The 21,521-nt window shown below is 71.5% G+C and carries 23 protein-coding genes; 8 read left to right on the top strand and 15 right to left on the bottom strand.

Annotation, left to right across the window (positions count from 1 at the left end; all coding sequences use genetic code 11):
• Positions 1-20 precede the first annotated feature (20 nt).
• Both AB0B14_RS24645 and AB0B14_RS24640 read left to right on the top strand, forming a co-directional pair.
• On the top strand, positions 21-434 hold the full coding sequence (locus AB0B14_RS24645; RefSeq protein ID WP_357063442.1) for a type II toxin-antitoxin system Phd/YefM family antitoxin: 414 nt from the start codon (positions 21-23) through the stop codon (positions 432-434).
• Between the two features lie 100 nt (positions 435-534).
• The gene (locus AB0B14_RS24640) at positions 535-1,245 is read left to right on the top strand and encodes a helix-turn-helix domain-containing protein (RefSeq protein WP_357524401.1); all 711 of its coding nucleotides are present in this window, start codon (positions 535-537) and stop codon (positions 1,243-1,245) included.
• Here the strand turns inward: AB0B14_RS24640 and AB0B14_RS24635 are convergent.
• The 6 genes from AB0B14_RS24635 to AB0B14_RS24610 form a co-directional block, all read right to left on the bottom strand.
• Positions 1,227-1,805, bottom strand: a complete 579-nt coding sequence (locus tag AB0B14_RS24635) for a dihydrofolate reductase family protein (protein WP_357524399.1) — start codon at positions 1,803-1,805, stop codon at positions 1,227-1,229. The genes AB0B14_RS24640 and AB0B14_RS24635 overlap by 19 nt on opposite strands.
• 154 nt (positions 1,806-1,959) lie before the next feature.
• Positions 1,960-3,027, bottom strand: coding sequence for an ABC transporter ATP-binding protein (locus AB0B14_RS24630; RefSeq protein ID WP_357524397.1), 1,068 nt, complete (start codon positions 3,025-3,027; stop codon positions 1,960-1,962).
• Complete coding sequence (locus tag AB0B14_RS24625) at positions 3,024-3,839, bottom strand: ABC transporter permease (protein WP_357063431.1); 816 nt, start codon at positions 3,837-3,839, stop codon at positions 3,024-3,026. The genes AB0B14_RS24630 and AB0B14_RS24625 overlap by 4 nt, the downstream gene beginning before the upstream one ends.
• Positions 3,836-4,621 carry a molybdate ABC transporter substrate-binding protein gene (gene modA / locus AB0B14_RS24620; RefSeq protein ID WP_357524395.1) on the bottom strand — a complete coding sequence of 262 codons (786 nt, stop codon included), beginning with the start codon at positions 4,619-4,621 and terminating at the stop codon, positions 3,836-3,838. Before modA ends, AB0B14_RS24625 begins: the two co-directional genes overlap by 4 nt.
• Positions 4,618-5,040, bottom strand: coding sequence for a TOBE domain-containing protein (locus AB0B14_RS24615; protein ID WP_357524393.1), 423 nt, complete (start codon positions 5,038-5,040; stop codon positions 4,618-4,620). The genes modA and AB0B14_RS24615 overlap by 4 nt, the downstream gene beginning before the upstream one ends.
• A gap of 100 nt (positions 5,041-5,140) precedes the next feature.
• The gene (locus tag AB0B14_RS24610; protein ID WP_357524391.1) at positions 5,141-5,584 is read right to left on the bottom strand and encodes a helix-turn-helix domain-containing protein; all 444 of its coding nucleotides are present in this window, start codon (positions 5,582-5,584) and stop codon (positions 5,141-5,143) included.
• 138 nt (positions 5,585-5,722) lie between these two features.
• On the opposite strand from AB0B14_RS24610, the gene AB0B14_RS24605 reads away from it, so the two are divergent.
• Positions 5,723-6,589, top strand: a complete 867-nt coding sequence (locus AB0B14_RS24605) for an aldo/keto reductase family oxidoreductase (protein WP_357524389.1) — start codon at positions 5,723-5,725, stop codon at positions 6,587-6,589.
• Between the two features lie 102 nt (positions 6,590-6,691).
• Here AB0B14_RS24605 and AB0B14_RS24600 read toward each other — a convergent pair whose 3' ends face one another.
• Entirely contained in the window at positions 6,692-7,519 is an 828-nt protein-coding gene (locus AB0B14_RS24600; RefSeq protein WP_357063416.1) for a hypothetical protein, read from the bottom strand.
• Positions 7,520-7,604: 85 nt separating this feature from the next.
• Here AB0B14_RS24600 and AB0B14_RS24595 point away from each other — a divergent pair, with 85 nt between their 5' ends.
• Positions 7,605-8,186 carry a helix-turn-helix domain-containing protein gene (locus AB0B14_RS24595; RefSeq protein WP_357524442.1) on the top strand — a complete coding sequence of 194 codons (582 nt, stop codon included), beginning with the start codon at positions 7,605-7,607 and terminating at the stop codon, positions 8,184-8,186.
• A 186-nt stretch (positions 8,187-8,372) separates the two neighbouring features.
• On the opposite strand, the gene AB0B14_RS24590 is transcribed toward AB0B14_RS24595, so the two are convergent.
• Positions 8,373-8,828, bottom strand: a complete 456-nt coding sequence (locus AB0B14_RS24590) for a DUF1772 domain-containing protein (RefSeq protein ID WP_357063413.1) — start codon at positions 8,826-8,828, stop codon at positions 8,373-8,375.
• Between the two features lie 172 nt (positions 8,829-9,000).
• Positions 9,001-9,873, bottom strand: a complete 873-nt coding sequence (locus AB0B14_RS24585) for an SGNH/GDSL hydrolase family protein (RefSeq protein WP_357524387.1) — start codon at positions 9,871-9,873, stop codon at positions 9,001-9,003.
• A 56-nt stretch (positions 9,874-9,929) separates the two neighbouring features.
• On the opposite strand from AB0B14_RS24585, the gene AB0B14_RS24580 reads away from it, so the two are divergent.
• Positions 9,930-10,571 carry a TetR/AcrR family transcriptional regulator gene (locus AB0B14_RS24580; protein ID WP_357524385.1) on the top strand — a complete coding sequence of 214 codons (642 nt, stop codon included), beginning with the start codon at positions 9,930-9,932 and terminating at the stop codon, positions 10,569-10,571.
• Positions 10,572-10,677: 106 nt separating this feature from the next.
• On the opposite strand, the gene AB0B14_RS24575 is transcribed toward AB0B14_RS24580, so the two are convergent.
• The 3 genes from AB0B14_RS24575 to AB0B14_RS24565 all read right to left on the bottom strand — a co-directional run bounded on the left by AB0B14_RS24575 (position 10,678) and on the right by AB0B14_RS24565 (position 13,974).
• Complete coding sequence (locus tag AB0B14_RS24575) at positions 10,678-11,070, bottom strand: SCO5389 family protein (RefSeq protein WP_357063405.1); 393 nt, start codon at positions 11,068-11,070, stop codon at positions 10,678-10,680.
• A gap of 129 nt (positions 11,071-11,199) precedes the next feature.
• A complete protein-coding gene (gene smpB, locus AB0B14_RS24570) occupies positions 11,200-11,691 on the bottom strand; it encodes an SsrA-binding protein SmpB (protein WP_357063402.1) in 492 nt (163 codons plus the stop codon).
• Positions 11,692-11,721: 30 nt separating this feature from the next.
• A complete protein-coding gene (locus AB0B14_RS24565; protein ID WP_357524384.1) occupies positions 11,722-13,974 on the bottom strand; it encodes a hypothetical protein in 2,253 nt (750 codons plus the stop codon).
• Positions 13,975-14,125: 151 nt separating this feature from the next.
• On the opposite strand from AB0B14_RS24565, the gene AB0B14_RS24560 reads away from it, so the two are divergent.
• The 3 genes from AB0B14_RS24560 (at position 14,126) to AB0B14_RS24550 (ending at position 19,432) form a co-directional block, all read left to right on the top strand.
• Positions 14,126-15,784 carry an FAD-dependent oxidoreductase gene (locus tag AB0B14_RS24560; protein WP_357063396.1) on the top strand — a complete coding sequence of 553 codons (1,659 nt, stop codon included), beginning with the start codon at positions 14,126-14,128 and terminating at the stop codon, positions 15,782-15,784.
• A gap of 173 nt (positions 15,785-15,957) precedes the next feature.
• Positions 15,958-17,415, top strand: coding sequence for an ATP-binding protein (locus AB0B14_RS24555; RefSeq protein WP_357063393.1), 1,458 nt, complete (start codon positions 15,958-15,960; stop codon positions 17,413-17,415).
• A gap of 76 nt (positions 17,416-17,491) precedes the next feature.
• The gene (locus AB0B14_RS24550; protein ID WP_357524440.1) at positions 17,492-19,432 is read left to right on the top strand and encodes an ABC transporter ATP-binding protein; all 1,941 of its coding nucleotides are present in this window, start codon (positions 17,492-17,494) and stop codon (positions 19,430-19,432) included.
• A gap of 430 nt (positions 19,433-19,862) precedes the next feature.
• Here the strand turns inward: AB0B14_RS24550 and AB0B14_RS24545 are convergent, their stop codons facing one another.
• The 3 genes from AB0B14_RS24545 to AB0B14_RS24535 all read right to left on the bottom strand — a co-directional run bounded on the left by AB0B14_RS24545 (position 19,863) and on the right by AB0B14_RS24535 (position 21,517).
• Complete coding sequence (locus tag AB0B14_RS24545) at positions 19,863-20,378, bottom strand: NUDIX domain-containing protein (RefSeq protein WP_357524382.1); 516 nt, start codon at positions 20,376-20,378, stop codon at positions 19,863-19,865.
• 132 nt (positions 20,379-20,510) lie between these two features.
• Complete coding sequence (locus tag AB0B14_RS24540; RefSeq protein WP_357524380.1) at positions 20,511-21,152, bottom strand: SRPBCC domain-containing protein; 642 nt, start codon at positions 21,150-21,152, stop codon at positions 20,511-20,513.
• Complete coding sequence (locus AB0B14_RS24535) at positions 21,152-21,517, bottom strand: metalloregulator ArsR/SmtB family transcription factor (RefSeq protein WP_357524378.1); 366 nt, start codon at positions 21,515-21,517, stop codon at positions 21,152-21,154. The genes AB0B14_RS24540 and AB0B14_RS24535 overlap by 1 nt, the downstream gene beginning before the upstream one ends.
• Positions 21,518-21,521 lie beyond the last annotated feature (4 nt).

The following is a 21,521-nucleotide window of genomic DNA, read 5'->3' as shown; positions in this document are numbered from 1 at the left end:
CCGTGCGGCACCATGCATCCATGGCCGTCCCCGCGCTCACCCCCCGTCCCGACCCGCCGCGTTCCGTGCCGCTGCGTGAGGCGCGCACCCGGTTCAGTCAACTTGTCGCGCTCGCCGAGCTGACCGACGCGGTCACCGTCGTCACCCGCGACGGCGATCCCCGCCCGGTCGCCGCGATCGTCCCCGCCGCAGCCGCCCGCAGCGGCGCACAGGCCCGCGCCGACGCCGACCGGCTCGCCACGGTCACCGCCGGCTGGGCGCGGCGCCTGGAGGAGCAGCACCGACGCAGCGGTCAGCGGCACGCCGCCGAGCTGGGTGCGATCCGCGCGGCGCTGGCCCAGGCCTGGGCCGAGCTGGATCGCCGGGTCGTCCCGGGCAGCGACCCCACGCTGGCCCGGCTGCGCGCGGCGCACAACGACCTGCTCGCCGGCTGATCACCTCCACGCCGCCGGGGTGGCCCGCCTGTCGCAACGGGTGCACGCCCCGCCTGGCCGGGCGAGCCACGCCGACCACGCAGCGACGTATCCTTCGCCAGTGGGACTGCGGTTTACGACACGCGGATCGGACTCGCCATGGGTGGACACCGTGTGGACCTGCACGAGCGACCAGGTCACCACGATGACGTCCGTCGCCGGGGTGCGTTGGGGCCTGGTGTTCTGGGAGCAGGCCGGCCGGGCGCAGACGGCCATCAGCGGTCCGGAGACCCGGTCCGGCACGGCTCCGGTGCCGGAGGGCGCGACCTTCACGGGCATCGAGTTCGCCGTGGGCACCTCGTTGCGGTCCGTGCCCACCGCGGCGCTCACCGACGGTGGCATCGAGCTTCCCGACACCACGCGGCGGACGTTCCGGCTGGACGGGGAGCGCTGGGAGACGCCCTCTCCCGACGACACCGAGGCTCTGGTCGACCGCCTCGTCCGGGCCGGCACCGTGGTCCGTGACCCGCTCGTCAGCGACGTGCTGCGGGGTCACCGTCCGGCCGTGTCGGGGCGCACTGTCGAACGCCGGTTCCGCGCGGCGACCGGTCTCACGCGGAGTGCCGTCCGGCAGATCGAGCGTGCCCGCACGGCGGCGGAGCTACTGGCTGCCGGCGACCCGGCCGCCGACGTCGTCGTCAAGCTCGACTACTTCGACGAGCCGCACCTGGCCCGAGCGCTGCGCTCCTACGTCGGCCGCACCGCCCGGCAGCTACGCGAGGGCGCCGGCGGCGCGATCGCCCTCGACCTGGATCACCGCCGGACGTCGTAGACCAGCTTGAGGATCCCGTTCGGGTAACTCTCCGACTCCCGCAGCGTCAGCATGTGCTTGTCCCGATCGGCCCGGCCGAACAGGCTCTTGCCGGCACCGAGCAACACGGGGAAGACGAGCAGGTTGTACTGATCGATCAAGCCCGCGTCGGACAGCCGCCGAGCCAGCTCCGCGCTCCCGTGGATGAAGATCGCACCGCCGTCGCCCTCCTTGAGCGCGGCGATGTCCCCGCTCGAGCGCAGGATCGTGGTCGGCCCCCACCCATCGACGATGGCGTCGTCCGACAGTGAGGTCGACACCACGTACTTGGGCAGCTCCTTGTAACCGGCGTGATCCTGCGAGCCGGGCCAGACCGGCGCGAACGCCTCGTAGCTGCGACGGCCGAACATCAACGCCGTCGTGTCGGCGAGCTCCTCGCTCTTCAGCGACCAGGCTTCCGGGACGAACTCGAGGTCCTTGAACACCCACCCACCGCTGCGGTGCTCCTCCGTTGGCCCGCCCCCGGGCGAGTCGACGACGCCGTCGAGCGACATGAAGCCGGTGTAGACCAGATTGCGCATCGTGCTGTCTCCTCATGCTGGGGCGAGCTGCCGGGTCCACGCTAGATCGTGCCCGCGGCGGTCGTCTTGGACGAAAACGACAGCGCCAACAACGCCGTGGCCGGCTCCTCGGTCACTGTCCTGGTGATCCGAGCGTGATCTGGCCGCCCGACATTCAGCCGGTGGCCGGGTAGGCGTGCGTCTCGGCCGCCTTGAGCGCCACCCAGACCCGTTGACCGGGGAGCAGTCGCAGCTGGGCGGCGGCGGCCGGCGTGACGTCGGCGGCCACCCCGATCGGCCCGTCCACCTGCACGCGCACGTTGTCGCCGTGCCGCTGCACGCCGACCACGGTGCCCGCCCAGGTGTTGCGGGGGCTGCCCTGCGGTCGGCTCGGGTGCAGGGCCACCGCCGCCGGGCGGAACGCCACGAACGCCTCGCCGTCGAGCCGGTCGGCGACGGTGAGGGTCAGCTCCGGCGCGACGCGTACCCCGTGCCCCTCAGCCCTTCCTCGATAGAGATTGAGCCCGACGAGCCGGGCGACGTAGTCGGTGCGCGGGCGGGCGGTGACACTCGGCCCGTCGCCCTCCTGCACCACCCGGCCACCCTCGACGATGACCAGCCGGTCGGCCAGCGCGAGGGCGTCCAACGGGTCGTGGGTGACCAGCAGCGTCGCGCCCGGGTGCGCGGACAGGTGGCGGTGCAACTCCGCGCGGGTGTCCAGCCGGGTGCGCGCGTCCAACGCGGCGAGCGGCTCGTCCAGCAGCAGCAGTGCCGGTGCCACGGCCAGCGCGCGGGCCAGCGCCACCCGCTGCGCCTGCCCGCCGGAGAGCTGCCGGGGCCGGCGCTGCGCCTGTGCGTCGAGCCCCACCCGGGCGAGCCAGTCCCGGGCCGTGGCACGCGCGGCCCGCCTGTCGACGCCGTGCCGGCGCGGCCCGAAGGCCACGTTGTCCAGGGCGCTGAGGTGCGGAAAGAGCAGATAGTCCTGGAAGACCACACCGATCGACCGGCGTTCGGTGGGCACCCAGCCGCGGGCCGCCGGCCGATCCAGGTCGACGCCGTCGAGCGTGACGTGCCCGGCCGTGAGGGGATGCAGCCCGGCCAGCGCGCGCAGCGCGGTGGTCTTGCCGGCGCCGTTCGGGCCGAGCAGCGCGACCACCTCGCCGGGAGCCACCCGCAGCGCGGCGTCGAGCTGGAAGGCGCCCCGGTCGACGACGAGCCGGGCGTCCAGCAGCGGAGGCGTCATGCGCCGGTCATCCAGCGATCCCGCAACGCGACCAGGATGCCCACCGACACGACGAGCAGCACCAGGCTGAGCACGATCGCGGACTCCAGGTCGGTCTCCAGTGCCAGGTAGACGGCGAGCGGCATCGTCTGGGTGCGACCGGGGTAGTTGCCGGCGAAGGTGATGGTGGCACCGAACTCGCCCAACGCCCGCGCCCAGCAGAGCACCGCGCCGGCGGCCAACCCGGGCGCCACCAGCGGCACCGTGACGTGGGTGAAGGTGGTCCACCGGCCGGCGCCCAGCGTGGCGGCGGCCTCCTCGTAGCGGTGGTCGGCGGCGCGCAGCGCACCCTCCACGGCGATGACCAGGAACGGCATGGCGACGAACGACTCGGCCACCACGACACCCGTGGTGGTGAAGGGCAGGGTGACGCCGAACGTGGCGTCCAGCCAGCCGCCGAGCAGCCCCCGCCGGCCGAAGACCAGCAACAGCGCCACGCCGCCGACCACCGGCGGCAGCACCAGCGGCACGGTGACCAGCGCGCGGACCAGTCGGCGGCCGGGAAACTCGACCCGGGCCAGCACCCAGGCCAGCGGCACCCCGAGCAGCAGGCAGAGCACGGTGGCCAGGGTCGCGGTCTGCACCGACAGCCGCAGCGCGGTCAGCGCCCCCGGCGCGGTGAGCCGCTGCGGCAGGGTCGACCAGGGCGCCCGGATCACCAGACCAGCCAGCGGCAGGACGAGGAAGAGCAACCCCAGTGCGGCGGGGATCAACAGCGCCGCCGGCACCCGCCCGCGCCGTCGGGGGGTCACCTGGTCGAGGACCCGACTCATGGCGCCTGGAAGCCCGCCTCGGCGAGGACGGCCTGCGCCGGCGCCGAGCGGACGTACGCGACGAGGGCCCGCGCGCCGGCCGGATTCGGTGCGTCCTTCAGCGCGACGATCGGGTAGTCGTTGACCGCCCGCGCCGACTCGGGAAACTCCACAGCTGTCACGTCGGCGCTCGCGGCCCGTGCGTCCGTGCGGTAGACCAGGGCCGCGTCGACCTCGCCGAGCCGCACCTTGGCGAGCGCGCCCTTGACGTCCTGCTCCAGGGTGACCGGGGTCAGCGCGACGCCGGCCGCGTCCAGGGCGGTGCGGGCGGCCGCCCCGCAGGGCACCTGGTTGGCGCAGAGCGCCACCTTCACACCAGGCCGGCCCAGGTCGGCCAGCCCGGTCACCCTGGCCGGGTTGCCCCGGGGCACCGCGATCACCAGCTGGTTGCGGGCGAAGACGCTCGGTGCGCCGTCGGCGTTGCCGGCCCCGGTGACAGTGGCCATGGTCGCCGGGGCGGCCGAGGCGAACACGTCCGCCGGCGCACCCTGGTTGACCTGGTTGGCCAGTGCGGAGCTGCCGGCGAAGTTGAGAGTCACGGTGCTGCCCGGGTTGGCGACCTCGAAGTCCCTACCGATGCGGGTGAACGCCTCGGTCAACGAGGCGGCCGCGAACACCGTCACCGGGCCGGTGACCCGCCCGTCGGCGGCGCCACCGGAGGCCTGGTCGCCGCCCGTGCCGCAGCCGGCGATGGTCAGCGCCAGGACCACGACCATCGCCGTACGCGTCGCCCGCGCGCTCATCCGCCCGACCTTCCCCCGCTCGGGGCGGGTGCGGCCCGCTCCACCACCACCGTGGTCGACTTGATCACCGCGACGGCGACCGAGCCGACCCGCAGATCCAGGGCGTCGACCGCCTCCCGGCTCATCAGCGACACGACGCGGAACGGGCCGGCCTGGATGTCGACCTGGGCCATCACCGTGTCCTTGCGGACGTCGACGACGATGCCGCGCAGCCGGTTGCGGGCCGAGGAGAACTCGGCACCCGCGTCCGGGTCGGCGGCCTGGGCCCGGGCGAACGCGGCCAGGTCGACCCCGTCGATCACCCGGTGGCCGTGCTCGTCGCGCCCGGCCGTCAGCCGCCCGGCATCGACCCAGCGGCGGATCGTGTCGCTGCTGACACCGAGCAGGTCGGCCGCCGCACCGATCCGGAACATCGTCACCGGCTCACCCTAGCTGCCGCAACTACGAGCCTGGAAGGTCGGATCGTGCTGTGGCTGCGTACTCGCGTGGGTCTTTTCGGCCGCAGGTGCGCGGGGCGGCTCAGCCGGCGTGGTCGTCGTACGTCGCGCGGTTGGCGAGCACGTCGTCCATGTGCGTCTCGGCCCAGCCCTTCAGGCCGCGGACCACCTCGTGCAGGGAGACACCGAGGTCGGTCAGCTCGTAGGTGACGGTGACGGGCACGGTCGGCACCACGGTGCGGGTGAGCAGACCGTCGCGTTCCAGGGAGCGCAGCGTCTGGGTCAGCATCTTCTGACTGACCCCGGCCAGGAGGCGCGACAGCTCCGAGTACCGCAGCGGTCGGGGCTCGCCGGCACAGTCGGCGCCGAACTGGTGCGAGCCGTCGCTGCGCAGCGCGGCCAGCACCAACGTGACCCACTTGTCCGCGATGCGGTCGAGCAGCTTGCGGCTCGGACACTGCGCCAGGAAGGCGTCGTATTCCACCTTGGTCTGAGCCCTCTTCCGCGCCGCCGTCGTCGTCGTCATCGAACCGCTCCTCCCGCCGCTGGGGCGTTACGCACTTTCAGGTGCCTACTTCCCGTAGTGAAGTTACATCCCGATAGTGGAGCGGGTAGGCGATGCACCGGCACGGCTCGGTGCGACACGAGAGCCAGAGGTAAGAACATGGTCTCCACCTCCCTTCCCGGCGGCACCTGGACGCTGGGAGACCTGACGGTCACCCGGTTCGGCTACGGCGCCATGCAACTGGCCGGCCCCTGGGTCATGGGGCCGCCGGCCGACCACGACGGCGCGCTCGCCGTCCTGCGCGCGGCCGTCGAGCGTGGCATCACCCACATCGACACCTCCCAGGCCTACGGGCCGCAGGTCACCAACCAGCTGATCCGGGAAGCGCTGCACCCGTACCCCGATGCGCTGCACATCGTGACCAAGGTGGGCGCGAACCGCGACCAGCAGGGCGGCTGGCCCCCGGCCCGTGACCCGGCAAGCCTGCGCCGGTCCGTGCACGAGAACCTGGAGACCCTCGGTCTCGACGTGCTCGACCTCGTCAACCTCCGGCTCGGCGATGCCGCGGGGCCACAGCCCGAATCCCTCGCCGAGGCGCTCGAGACACTTGTCGACCTTCAGCGGGAGGGCCTGATCCGGCACCTCGGAGTGAGCAACGCGACGCCGGAGCAGGTCGCCGAGGCACAGGCCCTCGCGCCGATCGTGTGCGTGCAGAACAGGTACAACCTCGCGCACCGCCAGGACGACGAGCTGATCGACGCGCTCGCCGAGCAGGGCATCGCCTTCGTGCCGTTCTTTCCGCTCGGCGGCTTCAGCCCCCTGCAGTCCTCGCTGCTCTCGACCGTGGCCGCCCGGCTGGGGGCGGCACCGATGTCGGTCGCCCTGGCCTGGCTGCTGCGGCGTTCGCCGAACATCCTGCTGATTCCGGGCACCTCGTCCACGACACACCTGCACGAGAACGTCGCGGGCGCCGCACTGCCCCTCACCGACGACGACCTCGCCGAACTGGACAAGATCGGCCACTAACGAACCGGGTGGACCCGCCGACGTTCCGACGGATCCACCCGGTGTCGTCGGCAGTTGCCAGGAACGCCGCGCCGCGCCGGGTGTCGGGGTGTCGGCGGATGCCTATGCCTGCGCGCTCTCCGGCGGTTCGACGCGTTGCTGTGCTGGATGGCGACGCTGGCCGTCGGGTAGATCGGCCTGCCGATGGTCTGATCGAAATGACTCAACGGGACCGGTGCGTCGGTTCTTCGGTATCGCCTGGATGGGAACGGATGTCGGGCGGATCAGGGTGATGCCGTAGGCGACGACCCACACGACCCAGATCAGCCAGCCGACAAGGCCGAGGAGACCGACCGTACCGGGGTCGTCGATGGCCAGAGGGCTCAGCACGGCCGAGCCGAACTGGAGTGCGGCGGCAAGCAGACCGATCCCGCTGTGCCAGCGGCGGATCAGGCCGGCGCGTCGGCCGCTGATGGACAGGCCGGTCATGGCCAGTGCCAGGAAGGCGCCGTTGAAGACGAACAGCGCGTTGTGTAATGCCCAGAGTCCGGCGATCGTGCTGCTGTCCTGCGCGGTCGTTGACGCGAGCGCGAGCCGGGTGGCCATCACGCCGGTGAAGGTGATGTTCTGCATGATCACCCCGGCGAACCCGACCAGGGACCAGGCTGTGCCTTGCTCGAGGTCGGAACGCCACAGCACGGCGACCGCGCCGGCGGCGAACAGGGTGGCCAGCACCCAGGCGATCGGGGCGAGTGCTGATGCGAGGCCGACGGTGTTCTGTTGGGTGGTGAAAAACTGGACAACGTCGTTGGTCTCAGCGCCGGTGTGGGGCAGGCCGGCTGGCACCAGGAAGGCGTTGGTGGAGGCGATCAGGATGGCGAAGCCGAGTCCGGCGAGTCCGGCGATCCGCGAGAACGTCCAGGTGCCTCCGACGCCGAGTTTACGCAACATATATTCAATATAAGGGCCGAAAACTGAAGGAGGCAAGCCATTGACCGCCGAGACAGGCAGCCGGAGGTACGAATCACTGCGCCGGGTGGCGCAAGCGGCAGAGACGAGGGGTGAGATCGCCAGCGCCGCTCGTCGACTGTTCCTCTCCCGCGGCTGGGCGGCGACCACGGTGCGTGACGTGGCACGGGAGGCGGGGGTCTCGGTGCCGACCGTCTACGCGGTGTACGGGAACAAGACCGGGCTGATCCAGGCCCTGGCCGACGCAGCAGACATCGCCGCAAATCCATCGCAGTCGCTCGCCGAACTGGAAGGGGCCGAGAACGATCCGGTGCGGCAGCTCGCGGCGATGGCCGGCTACGACCGGCGGCTCTTCGAGCGTGCCGGTGACATCATCGCGCTCGTACGCGAGGCGGGCCGCACCGAGCCTGCGCTGGGAAGCGTCTACCGCGACGGCCGTCAGCGGGGGGACGAGACCAGGATCCAGGTGTTCTCGTCGTGGCCGGGCGGCGTTCTCCGGCAAGGACTAGACATACGGTCGGCCGTCGACATCTATGCGGCGATCTGCAACATCGACGTCTACACCACACTGACCGGCGAACGCGGCTGGCAACCCGATCAAGTCGAGCGCTGGTGGACCGAGGCCCTGGCCCGCGAACTCCTGACCTGAAGTGTCATGAGGCGCCTCATGACGGGCCGTCCTGGTACGGAAGATTACGAGGTAGACGACGACCACGAAGACCACGCCACCTCGTCCCAGCCGGTCGCATTTGATCCGGTATCCGCTTCTGTAATCCCTACACCACAACGGATCCCGTCAACTCACTTCACGTGGTCAACGGGTAACCCAACACTCTCAGCCGACCGTGGCGACCGAGAGAACGACGAGCAGGAAGGCCGCGAGATAGGCCCACGAACGGTATCCCTGAAACCACTCCCAGCGGTTACGGCGCTCTTGCCAGCGCTCCGGAGGGAAATCCTTGTCCCAGCGCAGTGTGGACAGGTTGATCGGCACGTTCACGACCACGGTCGTGACGATGCCCGTGGCCCAGGTCGCGGCCGCAACCCAACGCAACACCTCGGGCAACCCCGCCCCATCAGGGCGGGCCGCGTAGCTGATAGCCAGCACGAGCGAAGCCGTCATCAGCACCGGCATGACAATCCCGAAGGTACGCAGCAGACCCTGTTCGACCAGGATGTGGTCACGCGGCGCCAGACGCCTGACCACCGGATGCACAAAAGCATAGGAGCCGAACTCGGCGCACGCCGTGAACCCCAGCACCGCGACGGTGGCGAACATCAGCACGTCCATACCCGGTCCTCTCATCGCGCCGGACTGCACAGTGTTGTGTCCCATCGGTGAGTTTTGCCGCAGCATCCGCGACGTCACACCGCACATGAGAAAGCACGGCTGGAGCCGATCGCGCGATCGCCGGCGCTCACGCTGATCGAGTATCCGGATCTGCCGCCGTCCGCGCGCGCCATCACGAGCCGGAGTTGTCACGCTCCGTGGCAGACCTCCCGTGTCGGGCGACGTCCGGAACTGCCGATGTGCGGATGTTGCCCGCCGGCCACCTCCGGCCGGCTTCTTCTGCAGTTGCGCCCCGCGGGTGGCCGTCACGCTGACTGGCAACTCTCGGTTCCACGGTCATAGGCAGGACTGCATCGACGATCGTGGCCGTCTGTGCACCAAGCGTTCGGCCCCACACGCGGTATCCGGCTGGGCCGGGATGGAAGCCATCCGAGGCGAAGAAGTCGTCTCGTTCGATGGGCAGGTGCCCGACCGGCAGGTGGAACACGCCCGTGTCCCGTCGAGCCAGGCGCGTGAGTTGACGGTCCAGCCGGCGCGCGTGGCTCCCAAGCAGCAGCCGCACCGGCGCAGGCAGGGCGGGAAAGCGGTGCACGGGGGGCAGCCCAGCCAGAAGCACAGGGATCGGGGCACCGAGCCGACGCCGAATCACCGCCACCAGATGCTCGACGTCGCGCCGAAACCGGCCGGGTCGCCGCAACCGGACCGCGTCGTTGACCCCCACAACCACGAGGACCAAGTGTGGGCTCCAGCGCGTGTGTGGATCCGTGATGCCGTCCACCAAGTCTCGTCGGATCGTTCTGGCCGTGGCTCCCGATCGTGCCACGACCCGCCAAGACAGGTGCCGCCCGGTCAGCGCGGCGAGTGCAACCGCAGTCTGACCGGCCAAGGCCGCCTGATGGTCGGGAGCACCGACCCCGGCCGCTGCGGAGTCGCCGAGCACGGCCAGCCGAAGTGGCTCTCCGCCGCCGGCCACCGTTCCCCAGTCATCTCCGTGCGCTTCGGCAAGTCGCGGGATCCGTGCTCGGATCCGTCGTGGCCCCAACATCCAATCGCCTCCCCCTCATAACACCGTTATGTCAATAACACCGTTATGATGAGCTCATGTCAAGGGCAAGCAGCGGTCCGCGGCAGGAACTCGTCGAAGTCGCCGCTCGGCTGCTGACCGAGCAGGGACCCCGGTCACTGTCCGCGCGAGCACTAGCACGCGAGACGGGCACCTCCACAATGGCCATCTACACGTACTTCGGCGGCATGCCAGGTCTGGTCCGGGCCGTCATCCGGGAAGGCTTCGCCCGGCTAGCTGACCGGCTGGCGACGGTGCATGCCAGCGACGACCCGGTCGCCGACAGCTTCCAGTTGGCCATCGCGTACCGGCAGTCCGCGCACCTGGCACCCCACCTGTACGCGGTGATGTTCGGCGGCCCAAGCATCGCCGGGTTCCAACTTTCAGAAGAAGACCGGCGCATCGGCCTCTACACGCTGCGCGTAGCTAGGGATACCGTCCCCCGATGCATCCAGGCAGGCCGGTTCCGTCCCGCAGACCCCTGGTCCATCACCCGGCGCATGTGGTGTCAGCTGCACGGACTAGTCAGCCTCGAACTCGCCGGCTACCTCACCTCAAGCCACCCGTCTGATGACGAGTTCCGCCAGTACCTACGGGACCTTGCGGTTGGAGCCGGCGACACGCTCGAGCAAGCCCAGGCATCGATAGCGCTAGCCCTGGACAGAGCGAACAACACCTGACGACAGCCCGCCGCGCCAAACACGACCCGCGCGCACCCGGGGCAGGAAAGGCGGGGCCGCAGGCTCGGGGCGGGCCGGGGGGCTCCCGCCCGCCCCGAGCCCACCGTCAGCAGTTGCGCAGCTCCGGCGACTGGTTGAGCAGTTGCCCACGGGTGGACACGAAGCGGCGGTAACGCTCCCCGTCGACGGCCGACGGGCGGAACGCGGCGACGCGGTGGCAGTTCTGGAAGGCCAGGCGTACGCCGAAGTGCCGTTCCAGACCGGCGCGGATCGCGTCGCTCGCCAGTGCCCGCAGCAGTTGCCCCCGGTCGTCGTCGGTGGGCGGCGGGACGACGTTGTCGGCGAGGTCGGCGTCGCCGGCCTCCAGTTCGGCCACCACCCGGCTGACGGTAGCCCAGGCGTACGGGAGTGACTCGCGGACGCAGGCGACGAACGCCTCGTCGTCGACGGGACCGCGTTCGGCGGCGTCGAGCAGGGCGGGCGGGACGGTGAGCGACATGGGTTCTCCTCCACTTTCAGCTAATGATTACCGTTTTCATTAACGGCGTCGACTGAGCAGACCACGTCAGCGCGGGGACGTCAACGACCCGCGGGCGCGCCGCGGGAAAGAACTGCGATCCGACGGCGGTCAGGGGCGGCGGGGGTGGCCCTTGAGGTGCCTGCCCAGCTCGCGGGCGATCTCCCGGTTGGCATCCCGCTCGGCCAGCGTCTGCCGCTTGTCGTAGGAGCGCTTGCCCTTGGCCAGGGCCAGCTCGACCTTGGCGTAGCCGTTCTCGAAGTACATCGACAACGGGACCAGGGTCACCCCGCCCTCGCGGACCTTGTCCAGGATCCGGTCGATCTCGGCCCGGTGCAGCAGCAGCTTGCGGTTGCGGCGGGGGGCGTGGTTGGTCCACGTGCCGTACGCGTACTCGGCGATGTGCAGGCCGTACAGCACGATCTCGCCGTCGCGCTCGTGCGCGAACGCGTCGACAAGCGAGGCCCGCCCCTCGCGCAGCGACTTCACCTCGGTGCCGACCAGCACGATGCCCGCCTCGTAGGTGCGCAGCACGGTGTACTCGTGCCGGGCCTTCTTGTTCGAGGCGATCAACCGGCGCTCGGGCTTCTTGGACGGTGTCACCCGGCGACGATATCCGGCCGCCAGGTCGGGTCAGTCGACCGCCGGGCGGTCGCGGTGCAGCCGTGCGGCCAGATCCCGCACCGCCTGCCCGAACGCCTCCTCGGACTCGCACGGCCAGTGCCCCAGGATCGGCGGGGGGACGCTGTCACTGGGCGGCGGCACCACGTCCTGCGGATCGGTCAACCGACGATCCACCATCGCCGCCGGCCCGGTCAGCGTCTCGGCCTCGCCGGGCCGGTGAGAGGCGAAGATCCAGCCGCCGATCGGGTCCGTGTCGCGCCACAGGTTGACCCACCGCCAGCCGACCCGCTCGCCCACCTCCCGCAGCGTCGACATGTCGACCGAGGCGGGAAACAGCCGCGAGTACAACCGGCCCAGGGGCGACCCGTAGGTCAGCAGAGCGACCCGGTCGGTGACCCGGGCCGGCAGCTGGAGCACCGTGGCGGCGAGCAGCACCGAGCCGTGGCTGTGCCCGGTCAGCAACACCCCCTGCCCCTGGTCCACCAGGTAGGTGATGCGCTTGGCCAACTCCGGCACGGCCCGCTCGGCGTAGCAGGGCGGGGCGAACGGGTGCGCCGCGCGGGGCCAGAAGGTGCCCAGGTCCCACAGGACGCCCACGTACCGGCGAAACCCGGCCGTGCGGTAGGCGAAGAGGCCGCCGATCACGAGTCCGAGAATGATCGCGGCGATGACATAGCTGCCCATGCCGATGAAGAAGTTGACGAAGTCGTCGGGTACGCCGAGGAACCGCTGGGTCATGTCGCCGGGATAGATCTGGAACAGTCCGACCGCACTGGTGGCCAGCCCCAGCGCGGCCAGCCCCGCGTACACCACGGTGAGCGGCTCCAGTCGTTCGGTGAACCGTGCCCGGGCCACCGCCCGTTCGACCTGGCGCAGTCGGTCGGCCGCCTCCGGGGGCGCGTGCGGGAAGTCCGCGGCCACGATCGCCCGCGCGGCCCGCCACCGACGGCGTCGGGTCAGCACCGTGACCAGGGCGGCCACCAGCAACGCGCTCAACACCGCAAGGAAAAAGCTGAAGATCGCCCATTTGTACGCCAGCGGCGGGCTCGTCGCGATTCCGTCGGCGGTTGTTCCCTCCCGGTCCAGGAGGTCCGCGGTCCGGTAGACCAACTCGGCGGAGAAGGCCACCGCGAGTCCGGCGGCGATCGTGACGAGGACCGGCGAGCCCAGTGCGCGCAGCCTCGCGGGCCGCGGTCCTCCGACGCGCTGCTGACGACCCCGCCGCGAGATCACCACGGCGGCGAGGACCGTGATCAGCACGGTCTGGCTGACGAACAACCCGGCCACGGTGGCGCCGTACCCGGGCAGTGCGCGGCTCTGCGGCCACGGCGCCGGGCTGACGAGGACGTGCACGATCACCAGGATCGTCAGCCCGCAGGTGATCGTGCGCAGTCCGCGGGTGAGCCCGTCCACCAGGGGTGCCGGTTCGGTCCGGTCGAAGCTCCGCACCGCGCTGACCAGGACCAGGCAGGCCAGCAGCACCGCGCCGACGGCCACCACCAACACCACCATCACCCAGGTGCGGTGCTGGCTGGACTCGGCGAGCAGCAGGCTGCCGTCCAGCGTGGCGAAGGCGGCGGCGACGTGCACCGACCGCAGGCGACCGACGAGCGGTGCCCCGTCCCACTGGCCGACCGCGCTCAACCGATGCCGTGAGGTCGCCGGCCCGCCGGTGCGGAACGCGTCGAACGAGTGGCTCAGGCGGGTACTCAACCACCAGAGGACACCGACGGCGGCGATCGCCACCAGCGCCAGCACGCCCAGGCGCACCCCGACCGGGCGGCCCCCGAGCCAGGACAGCCAGCTCCGGCCCGCCAGGCAGGACGGGTCGCCCATGCAGCGCCAGGCGATCAGGTCCAGCACCACGCCGACGATGGAGAGCACGTAGAGCATGGTGAGGCTGAGGGCGAGCGCCCTACCGAGGGCGACGACGACGCTCTTCGGGGCCTGGGGCACCGGGTGCATCCAGATCGCCACGTTGCAGAGCATGAACGGCAGCAGGAACACCAGTGACAGCGTCCGCACGGCCGTGCCGGACGGCAGGTCACTCCAGCGGTACGCCTCCAGCGTCACCCCGTCCGTCGCGGCGGACCCCGGATAGCCGGGCTGGGGGCGGTAGAACCCGCCGTTGCGGTCCCCGGCGACCTGGTGCACGTACGGCCGGTCCAACACCTGGTCCGCGCCCGCACCGGAGACGCCGTGCACCCGCAACTGAACGATCCCACCCGACGTCGTCTCTCCGGTCGGCGACACGTCCGCCATGGGCCCCCCGAGGTGTGCGCGGCAGCGGGGCGTGTCGTCGACGGACGACCACCCACGCGGCTCCCCGGCTTACCCATCCCGAACCCGGTCAACCGTGCCGCGCGGCTCGGGCCAGGTGCGGCCGAGTGGCAGGAGGTGATTTCATGGCGCCATGGCGAACCCGGTGATCCTGACCGTCGACGACGACCCCGTGGTGTCCCGTGCGGTGGCCCGGGACATCCGCCGCCGCTACGGTGACCGCTACCGGGTGCTGCGGGCCTCCTCCGGGCCGGAGGCGCTGGACGCGCTGCGAGAGGTCAAGCTGCGCGGCGAGCAGGTGGCGCTGCTCCTGGCCGACCACCGGATGCCGGAGATGACCGGGGTGGAGTTCCTGGAGGTCGCCATGGACATCTTCCCGGCCGCCCGCCGGGTGCTGCTCACCGCGTACGCGGACACCGAGGCCGCGATCGAGGCGATCAACGTCGTCGACCTGGACCACTACCTGCTCAAACCCTGGCATCCGCCGGAGGAGAAGCTGTACCCGGTGGTCGACGGGCTGCTGGAGGCGTGGTCGATCACCCCGGACGCGGCGAGCGCCGAGATCCGGGTCGTCGGGCACCGCTGGTCGGCGCCGTCGTTCAAGGTCCGTGACTTCCTGGCGCGCAACCTGGTGCCGTACCGGTGGATGCTCTCCGACGACCCGGAGGGCGCCCGCCTGCTCGACGCGGCCGGGGCCACCGAGGCGGACGTACCGCTTGTGGTGACGCCGGAGGGCAAGGCGCTTGTCGCCCCCAGCGAGGCCGAGTTGGCCGCGCTCGCCGGGTTGACAGTGGTGCCGGCGTGTGACTTCTACGACCTGGTGGTGATCGGCGGCGGCCCGGCCGGCCTGGGCTCGGCGGTGTACGGCGCCTCGGAGGGGCTGCGCACGGTGCTCGTCGAGCGGCGGGCGACCGGCGGGCAGGCCGGGCAGAGCAGCCGGATCGAGAACTACCTGGGCTTTCCCGACGGCGTCTCCGGTGCGCAGTTGACCGATCGGGCCCGGCGGCAGGCGGTCAAGTTCGGTGCCGAGTTGCTCAGTGCCCGGGAGGTGGTCGGTCTGAGTGAGGCCGGCGGCGCCCGGCTGTTGCGCTTCGGTGACGGCTCTGAGATCGCGGCGCACACCGTGGTCCTGGCCACCGGGGTGTCGTACCGGGTGCTCGACGCTCCCGGGTTGGCCGACTTCACCGGTCGGGGGGTCTTCTACGGTGCCGCCGCCACCGAGGCGCCGAGCTGCGTCGAGCAGGACGTCTACATCGTCGGCGGGGCCAACTCCGCCGGCCAGGCGGCGGTGCACTTCTCCCGGTACGCGGCGCGGGTGCACCTGCTGATCCGGGGTGCGGACCTGACCGCCTCGATGTCGCGTTACCTGATCGACCAGCTGGAACGGATCGACCGGATCACCGTGCACCCGCACACGGCGGTGGTCGGCGGGGCGGGTGATGATCACCTGGAGCGGCTCACCCTGTGCGACACCCGCACCGGGGAGTCCCGCTCGGTCGACACCTCCTGGCTGTTCATCTTCATCGGCGCCGAGCCCCGCACCGACTGGCTGGACGGGGTGCTGGTCCGCGACGGGCGCGGCTTCATCGTCACCGGCCCGGACCTGCTGTCCGGCGGACGTCGGCCGGCCGGCTGGTCGCTGTCGCGCGACCCGTACCACCTGGAGACCAGTGTCCCGGGGGTGTTCGCGGCCGGGGACGTACGGGCCGAGTCGGTCAAGCGGGTCGCCTCGGCGGTCGGCGAGGGCGCGATGGCCGTCTCGCTCGTGCACCGTTACCTGGAGGCCCAGTGAGCGCGAGGAGTGAGCCGGTTTTGCGAGCCCCGCAGTCGCGAGCGAAGGAGGCCCAGTGAGCGCGAGGAGTGAGCCGGTTTTGCGAGCCCCGCAGTCGCGAGCGAAGGAGGCCCAGTGAGCGCGAGGAGTGAGCCGGTTTTGCGAGCCCCGCAGTCGCGAACGAAGGAGGCCCAGTGACCACCGAGTCCGATCGACTGACACCGGCGCAGTTGCGCACCCTGTTCCTGTTCGAGTCTCTCGACGACGCGCAACTCGACTGGTTGGCCGAGCGCGGCCGGGTCGAGCAGCGTGCCGGCGGCACCCTCGTGTACGCCGAGGGTGAGCCCGGGACCTGCTTCTTCGTGTTGGTGCGCGGCGCGGTGGCGTTGAGCCGACAGGTGCGCGGCGACGACGTCGAGATCAGCCGGACCGACCAGCGCGGGGTGTACGGCGGTGCCGTCCAGGCGTACCTGGGTGACCAGGTCGACCAGATCTACCGCAACAGCATGCGGGCGCTTGTCGACTCGGACTTCTTCGTGCTGCCGGCGGAGGACTTCGCGTACGCCCTGCGGTCCTGGTTCCCGATGCCGATACATCTGTTGGAGGGGCTGTTCCTCGGCCTGCGCAACAGCCAGGCCATCGTCGGCGAACGGGAGCGGCTGTTGGCGCTCGGTTCGCTGTCGGCGGGCCTGACCCACGAGCTGAACAATCCGGCCGCGGCGGCGGTGCGGGCCACCTCGGTGCTGCGGGACCGGGTCGCCGGGATGCGACACAAGCTCGCGATGGTCGCCGACGGCCGGCTCGACGGTCGCGCCCTGCACGGCCTCGTCGCGTTGCAGGAGGAGGCCGTCGCCCGGGTCGCCACCGCACCGAAGCTGACCCCGATGGCCACCGCCGACGCCGAGGACACCCTCACCGACTGGCTGGAGGAGCACGGGGTCGGTGGGGCCTGGGACCTGGCGCCGATCCTGGTCGGCGGTGGGCTCGACGCGGCCTGGTTGGCGCAGGTGAAGGCGGCGGTCGGCGCCGCGGACCTGGAGGCGGCGGTGCGCTGGCTCACCTACACGGTCGACACCGAGCTGCTGATGCGCGAGATCGGCGACGCGGTCACCCGGATCTCCGGCCTGGTGGATGCCGCCAAGCAGTACTCGCAGCTGGACCGGGCACCGCACCGGGTGGTGGACGTGCACGACCTGCTCGACGCCACGCTCGTGATGTTCAAGGGGAAGGTCCCCGCCGAGGTCAAGCTGGTCCGCGAGTACGACCGCGACCTCCCGCACATCCCGGCGTACGCGGCCGAGCTGAACCAGGTGTGGACCAACCTGATCGACAACGCGTTGGGCGCGATGGGGGAGAAGGGTGTGCTGACCGTCCGCACCGCGATGGTCGGCGACCTGCTGGCGGTGGAGGTCACCGACACCGGTCCGGGTATCCCGCCCGAGGTGCGTCCGCGCATCTTCGAGCCGTTCTTCACCACCAAGCCGGTCGGCGCGGGCACCGGGTTGGGGCTGGACATCTCGTACCGGATCGTGGTGCACAAGCACCACGGCGACATCCGGGTGGAGACCGAGCCCGGACGGACCACGTTCCGGGTGCTGCTGCCGATCACGGAGGGCTCGCCGGACCAGCCACGCGACGCGCCGACTACCTAAGGACATCGGGTGGTTGCGGGCAGTAGTCTCGGGCGGCGTTCGTGATCCCCGCCCCGAGGAGGGTCCCGTGGAGTCGATGGCCCGCCAGCGCACCTCCGTCGAGAACGACGACCAGCCGGACGATCCACCGGGCACGATGCTGCCGGAGTTGGAGGACCGCGACTGGCTGCACCACGCGCAGGAGTTCGCGCACACCAGCTTCTGGGCGGTGGCCCGTCGACTGCCGCGGCTGGTCCGCGAGGCGGTCGGCCTGGCCTGGGCCACCAACCGTCGGGACACGGTCGCCTCCATCGGCCTGAACATCGCCGCCGGGGTGATGACCACGTTCGGGCTGCTCGCCACGACCAGCGTGCTGCGCGAGTTGTTCGCCGCCGGCCCCACCCCGGACCGGGTCCGCTCGGCCCTACCGGCGCTGATCGTGGCCGCGGCGGCGGTGTCGGCGCGCGGCGGCCTGACGATCGCGGCCGGCTGGGCCCAGGCCCGGCTGACCCCGCAGATCAACTATCAGGTGGAGCTGCGGCTGTTCGAGGCCACCACGGCGGTGGACCTCGCCGCGTTCGACGACGCCGGCTTCGCCGAGGAGATGGACCGCGCCCGCGACCGGGGGATGGCCGAGGCCGCCTGGATCGTCGACCACACCGTCAACCTGGTCACCGGCGTGGTCGGGATACTCGCCACCGCCGTCGCGGTGACAGTCATCCAACCGCTGCTGCTGCCCTGCCTGCTGCTCGCCGCGGTGCCCCAGGCGGTCACGGCGGTGCGGATGGCCCGCCGGGAGTACCTGGCGATGCTGGCCCGGATCACCAGGCGGCGTCGGATGTGGATGCTGGCCCACCTGATGGCCAACCGGCACACCGCCGCCGAGGTGCGCGCGTACCAGATGCGTGACTTCCTGCTCGCCGAGTACCGCGGCGTGATGGCCGTCGAGACCCGCGCCCAACTGCGGCTGGTCCGCTCGCAGACCGGCACCCGGGTGGTCGGTGCCACGGTGGCGGGGTTGGCCACCTTCGGCGTGTACGCGGTCCTCGGCGGCCTGCTGCTCGCCGGGATGGTCGCCCTCGCCGCCGCGGCCACCGCCCTGCTCGCGCTGCAGTCCGCCCGAAGCAGCCTGGGCGTGGCGGTCGTCGCCACCAACTCGCTGTACGAGGACGCCCTCTACTACCAGGACTACCGCGACTTCCTGGCCCGCGCCCACGCCCGGGTGCCGATCGGGGGCAACCGGGTGACCGACGGCGTCGACGTGATCGAGCTGGACGACGTGAGCCTGCGCTACCCCGACACCGACGCCCCGGCGGTGGACCGGGTCAGCCTCACCATCCGGCGCGGTGAGGTGATCGCGCTGGTCGGCGAGAACGGCTCCGGCAAGACCACCCTGGCCAAACTGATCGCGGGGCTCTACCAACCGACCGGCGGGGTGATCCGTTGGGACGGGGTCGACGCCGCCGAGTTGGACCCGCGCGCCCTGGGCGCCCAGGTCGCCGTGATGACCCAGGAGTGGTGGAAGTTCCCGTTCACCGCCGGGCAGAACATCCGCGTCGGGCGGCACGACCGCCCACCGGACCGCTCCGGCCCGAGCGTGCAGGAGGCCGCCGACGCCGCCGCCGCGCACGACATGATCGTCAGCCTGCCGCACGGCTACGACACGCTGCTCGACCGGGAGTTCAAGGATGGCCACGAGCTGTCCGGCGGGCAGTGGCAGCGGCTCGTCGCGGCCCGCGGCCTCTACCGCGACGCCGCCCTGCTGATCTGTGACGAACCCTCGGCCGCCCTGGACGCGCGTGCCGAACACGCCCTGTTCCAGCACCTGCGCCGTCGCCCCGACCGCGCGGTCGTCCTGATCACCCACCGGCTGGCCAACGTCCGGCACGCCGACCGGGTCTTCGTGCTGGAGCGGGGCCGACTCGTCCAGCACGGCGGTCACGACGAGCTGATGGCGGCCGGCGGCCTCTACCGCGAGCTGTTCGACCTGCAGGCCAGCGGCTACCTGACCGGCGCCAACGACGCCCGGCCCAACTGACGCCCCGCGCCGCCCTCGCCCCGCGCCGCCCTCGCCCCGCGCCGCCCTCGCCCCGCGCCGCCCTCGCCCCGCGCCGCCCTCGCCCCGCGCCGCCCTCGCCTCTCCCTCGCGCCGTCAAGATCGTGCTCGATCCTGGTTGTCAACACCGCTGCGTTAGGGCTGTAGCCGGCGGGTCAACCCGGGACAGGAAGTGCCCGATCGGGAAGCGGGTTGAGCCCGGCTTGGCGATCATGGAGTTGTGGTGCCGACTTTGGGGGTTTTACGGGCGTTCTGTTATCCACCAGAACTCCATGATCGGCGAGGCAGTGCTGGTTGACGGACAGCCGTTCCACCTAACGCAACGGCGTTGATAACCAGGATCGAGGACGATCTTGGCGGTCGGGTGCGGGTGACGAGGCGAACGGTGGCGGGGCAGCGCAGAGGCGGGGGTTCAGGCCCGGCGGTTGGGGTTCAGGAAGTCGGCCAGGACCTGGGTGTGGGTGGAGAAGGCCAGCTCGATCGGGTCGGTGAGTACCAGCCACTCGGTCGCCTCCTCGGTGGGCGCTGAGGGTGGCAGATCCTCGGCCGCCTGCTCGGGCAGCACACCGAAGATCATCATCGTGCCGCCGGTCGGAGCGCTGTGCACCGCGAACAGTCGGGCGTCCTCGGCCGCCGCGACTAGTCGGGTCTCCTCCCGCAGCTCACGGACGAGGGCGTCGGACCAACTCTCGCCGTACTCGATGAAGCCGCCGGGCAGCGCGAGCAGGCCGCGGGCCGGCTCGATGTCCCGGCGGACCACCACCACACCCAGGCTGTCGGGGGTGCGGACCGGCAGCACCGCGACCGCCACCGGCAGCGGGTTACGCCAGACGGTCTCGCCGCAGACCGCGCAGACGCGCGGCCACCCGGCCGCCGCCGGGTAGGCCGCGCCGCAGTAGGAACAGTGCGAGTACGGCGTGCCGGTCATGCCGCAGCACGTTACTCCGCGCCGCCGCAGCGCCTCGGCCGCCGCCACCGCGCCGCCCGGCCGCCGCCACCTGACCGCCGCTGCCGCGCCGCCCGCCCGCTGGCTGCCGCAGCGCCGCTGCGCTGGTTGCGCTCAGACTGCCGGTGCGCCGGTGTAGAAGGCGGTGGTGCGCGCGGCGGCGGCGTTCGCCTCGTCGGCGTCGGTGCCGGCGGCGATGCTCGCCGCACCCCACAGTCGGCTGCTCAGCTCCATGGCCTGTCGGCCCTCGGCGGAGGCACTCCACTCGGCGCTCTGCTCCGGGGTGACCCCGCTGCCGTCGCCGGCCAGGTGGGCGGCGAGGCCGAGCAGCCCGAGATCCCAGCCGACGCCGACGGCGCCGGGCCCGAACTGGGCCCACCGGTCCTGGTCGACGTGCGCGATGTGGTCCAGGTCGAGGCGGGCACGCTCGTCGTCGATCCCGGTGATCCGCACCTCGATCCAGCTCACCTCGTCGCCGTACTCCCAGGTGGCGGTGAACCGGTGCGGCGGCTCGCAGCTCTCGATGACGCCGTGGGCGTTGCCCTGCAGCTCGTACTTGCCGCCCAGCCGCAGGTCGCCGGAGATCGGCAGGAACCAGCGGGGGATGCGCTCGGCGTTGGTGCAGGCGTCCCACAGATCCTCGGCCGTCGCCTGGTAGGTCTGGCTGATCGTGGTCACCCGAGCCTCGCCGGCCTCCAGGGTGCGGCTGCCGACCGCGCGCTGTACGGCGTTGATCTGCTCGGTTGCGTCGAACATCAGGTGTCCCTCTCGTCGGGTGAGTCGGCGGGCTCGCGCAGCCGACGTTCGCGTCGGCCTCGGGCCAGCTCGGTGGCGAGTGCCGCCAGGGGTGGGGTCCAGAACCGGCGGAAGTGCTCCAGCCAGCCGTCGACCTCACGCAGTGGCCGTGGGTCGACCGCGTAGAGCCGCCGGGTGCCCTCCGGCCGCACGGTGGCGAAGCCGTTGTCCCGTAACACCTTCAGGTGCTGGGACACGGCGGGCTGGGAGATGCCGAACTCGTCGCGGATCACCGCGCTGACCGCGCCGGCGGTCTGCTCGCCGTCGGCGAGCAGCTCCAGGATGCGGCGCCGGACCGGATCGCCCAGCACGTCGAAGGCGTGCACGACG

Source organism: Micromonospora sp. NPDC049171 (genome assembly GCF_040648275.1).
Lineage (GTDB): Bacteria > Actinomycetota > Actinomycetes > Mycobacteriales > Micromonosporaceae > Micromonospora.
The sequence above is the reverse complement of the archived record's forward strand: the minus strand, read 5'-3'. Positions and strand labels throughout refer to the sequence as shown.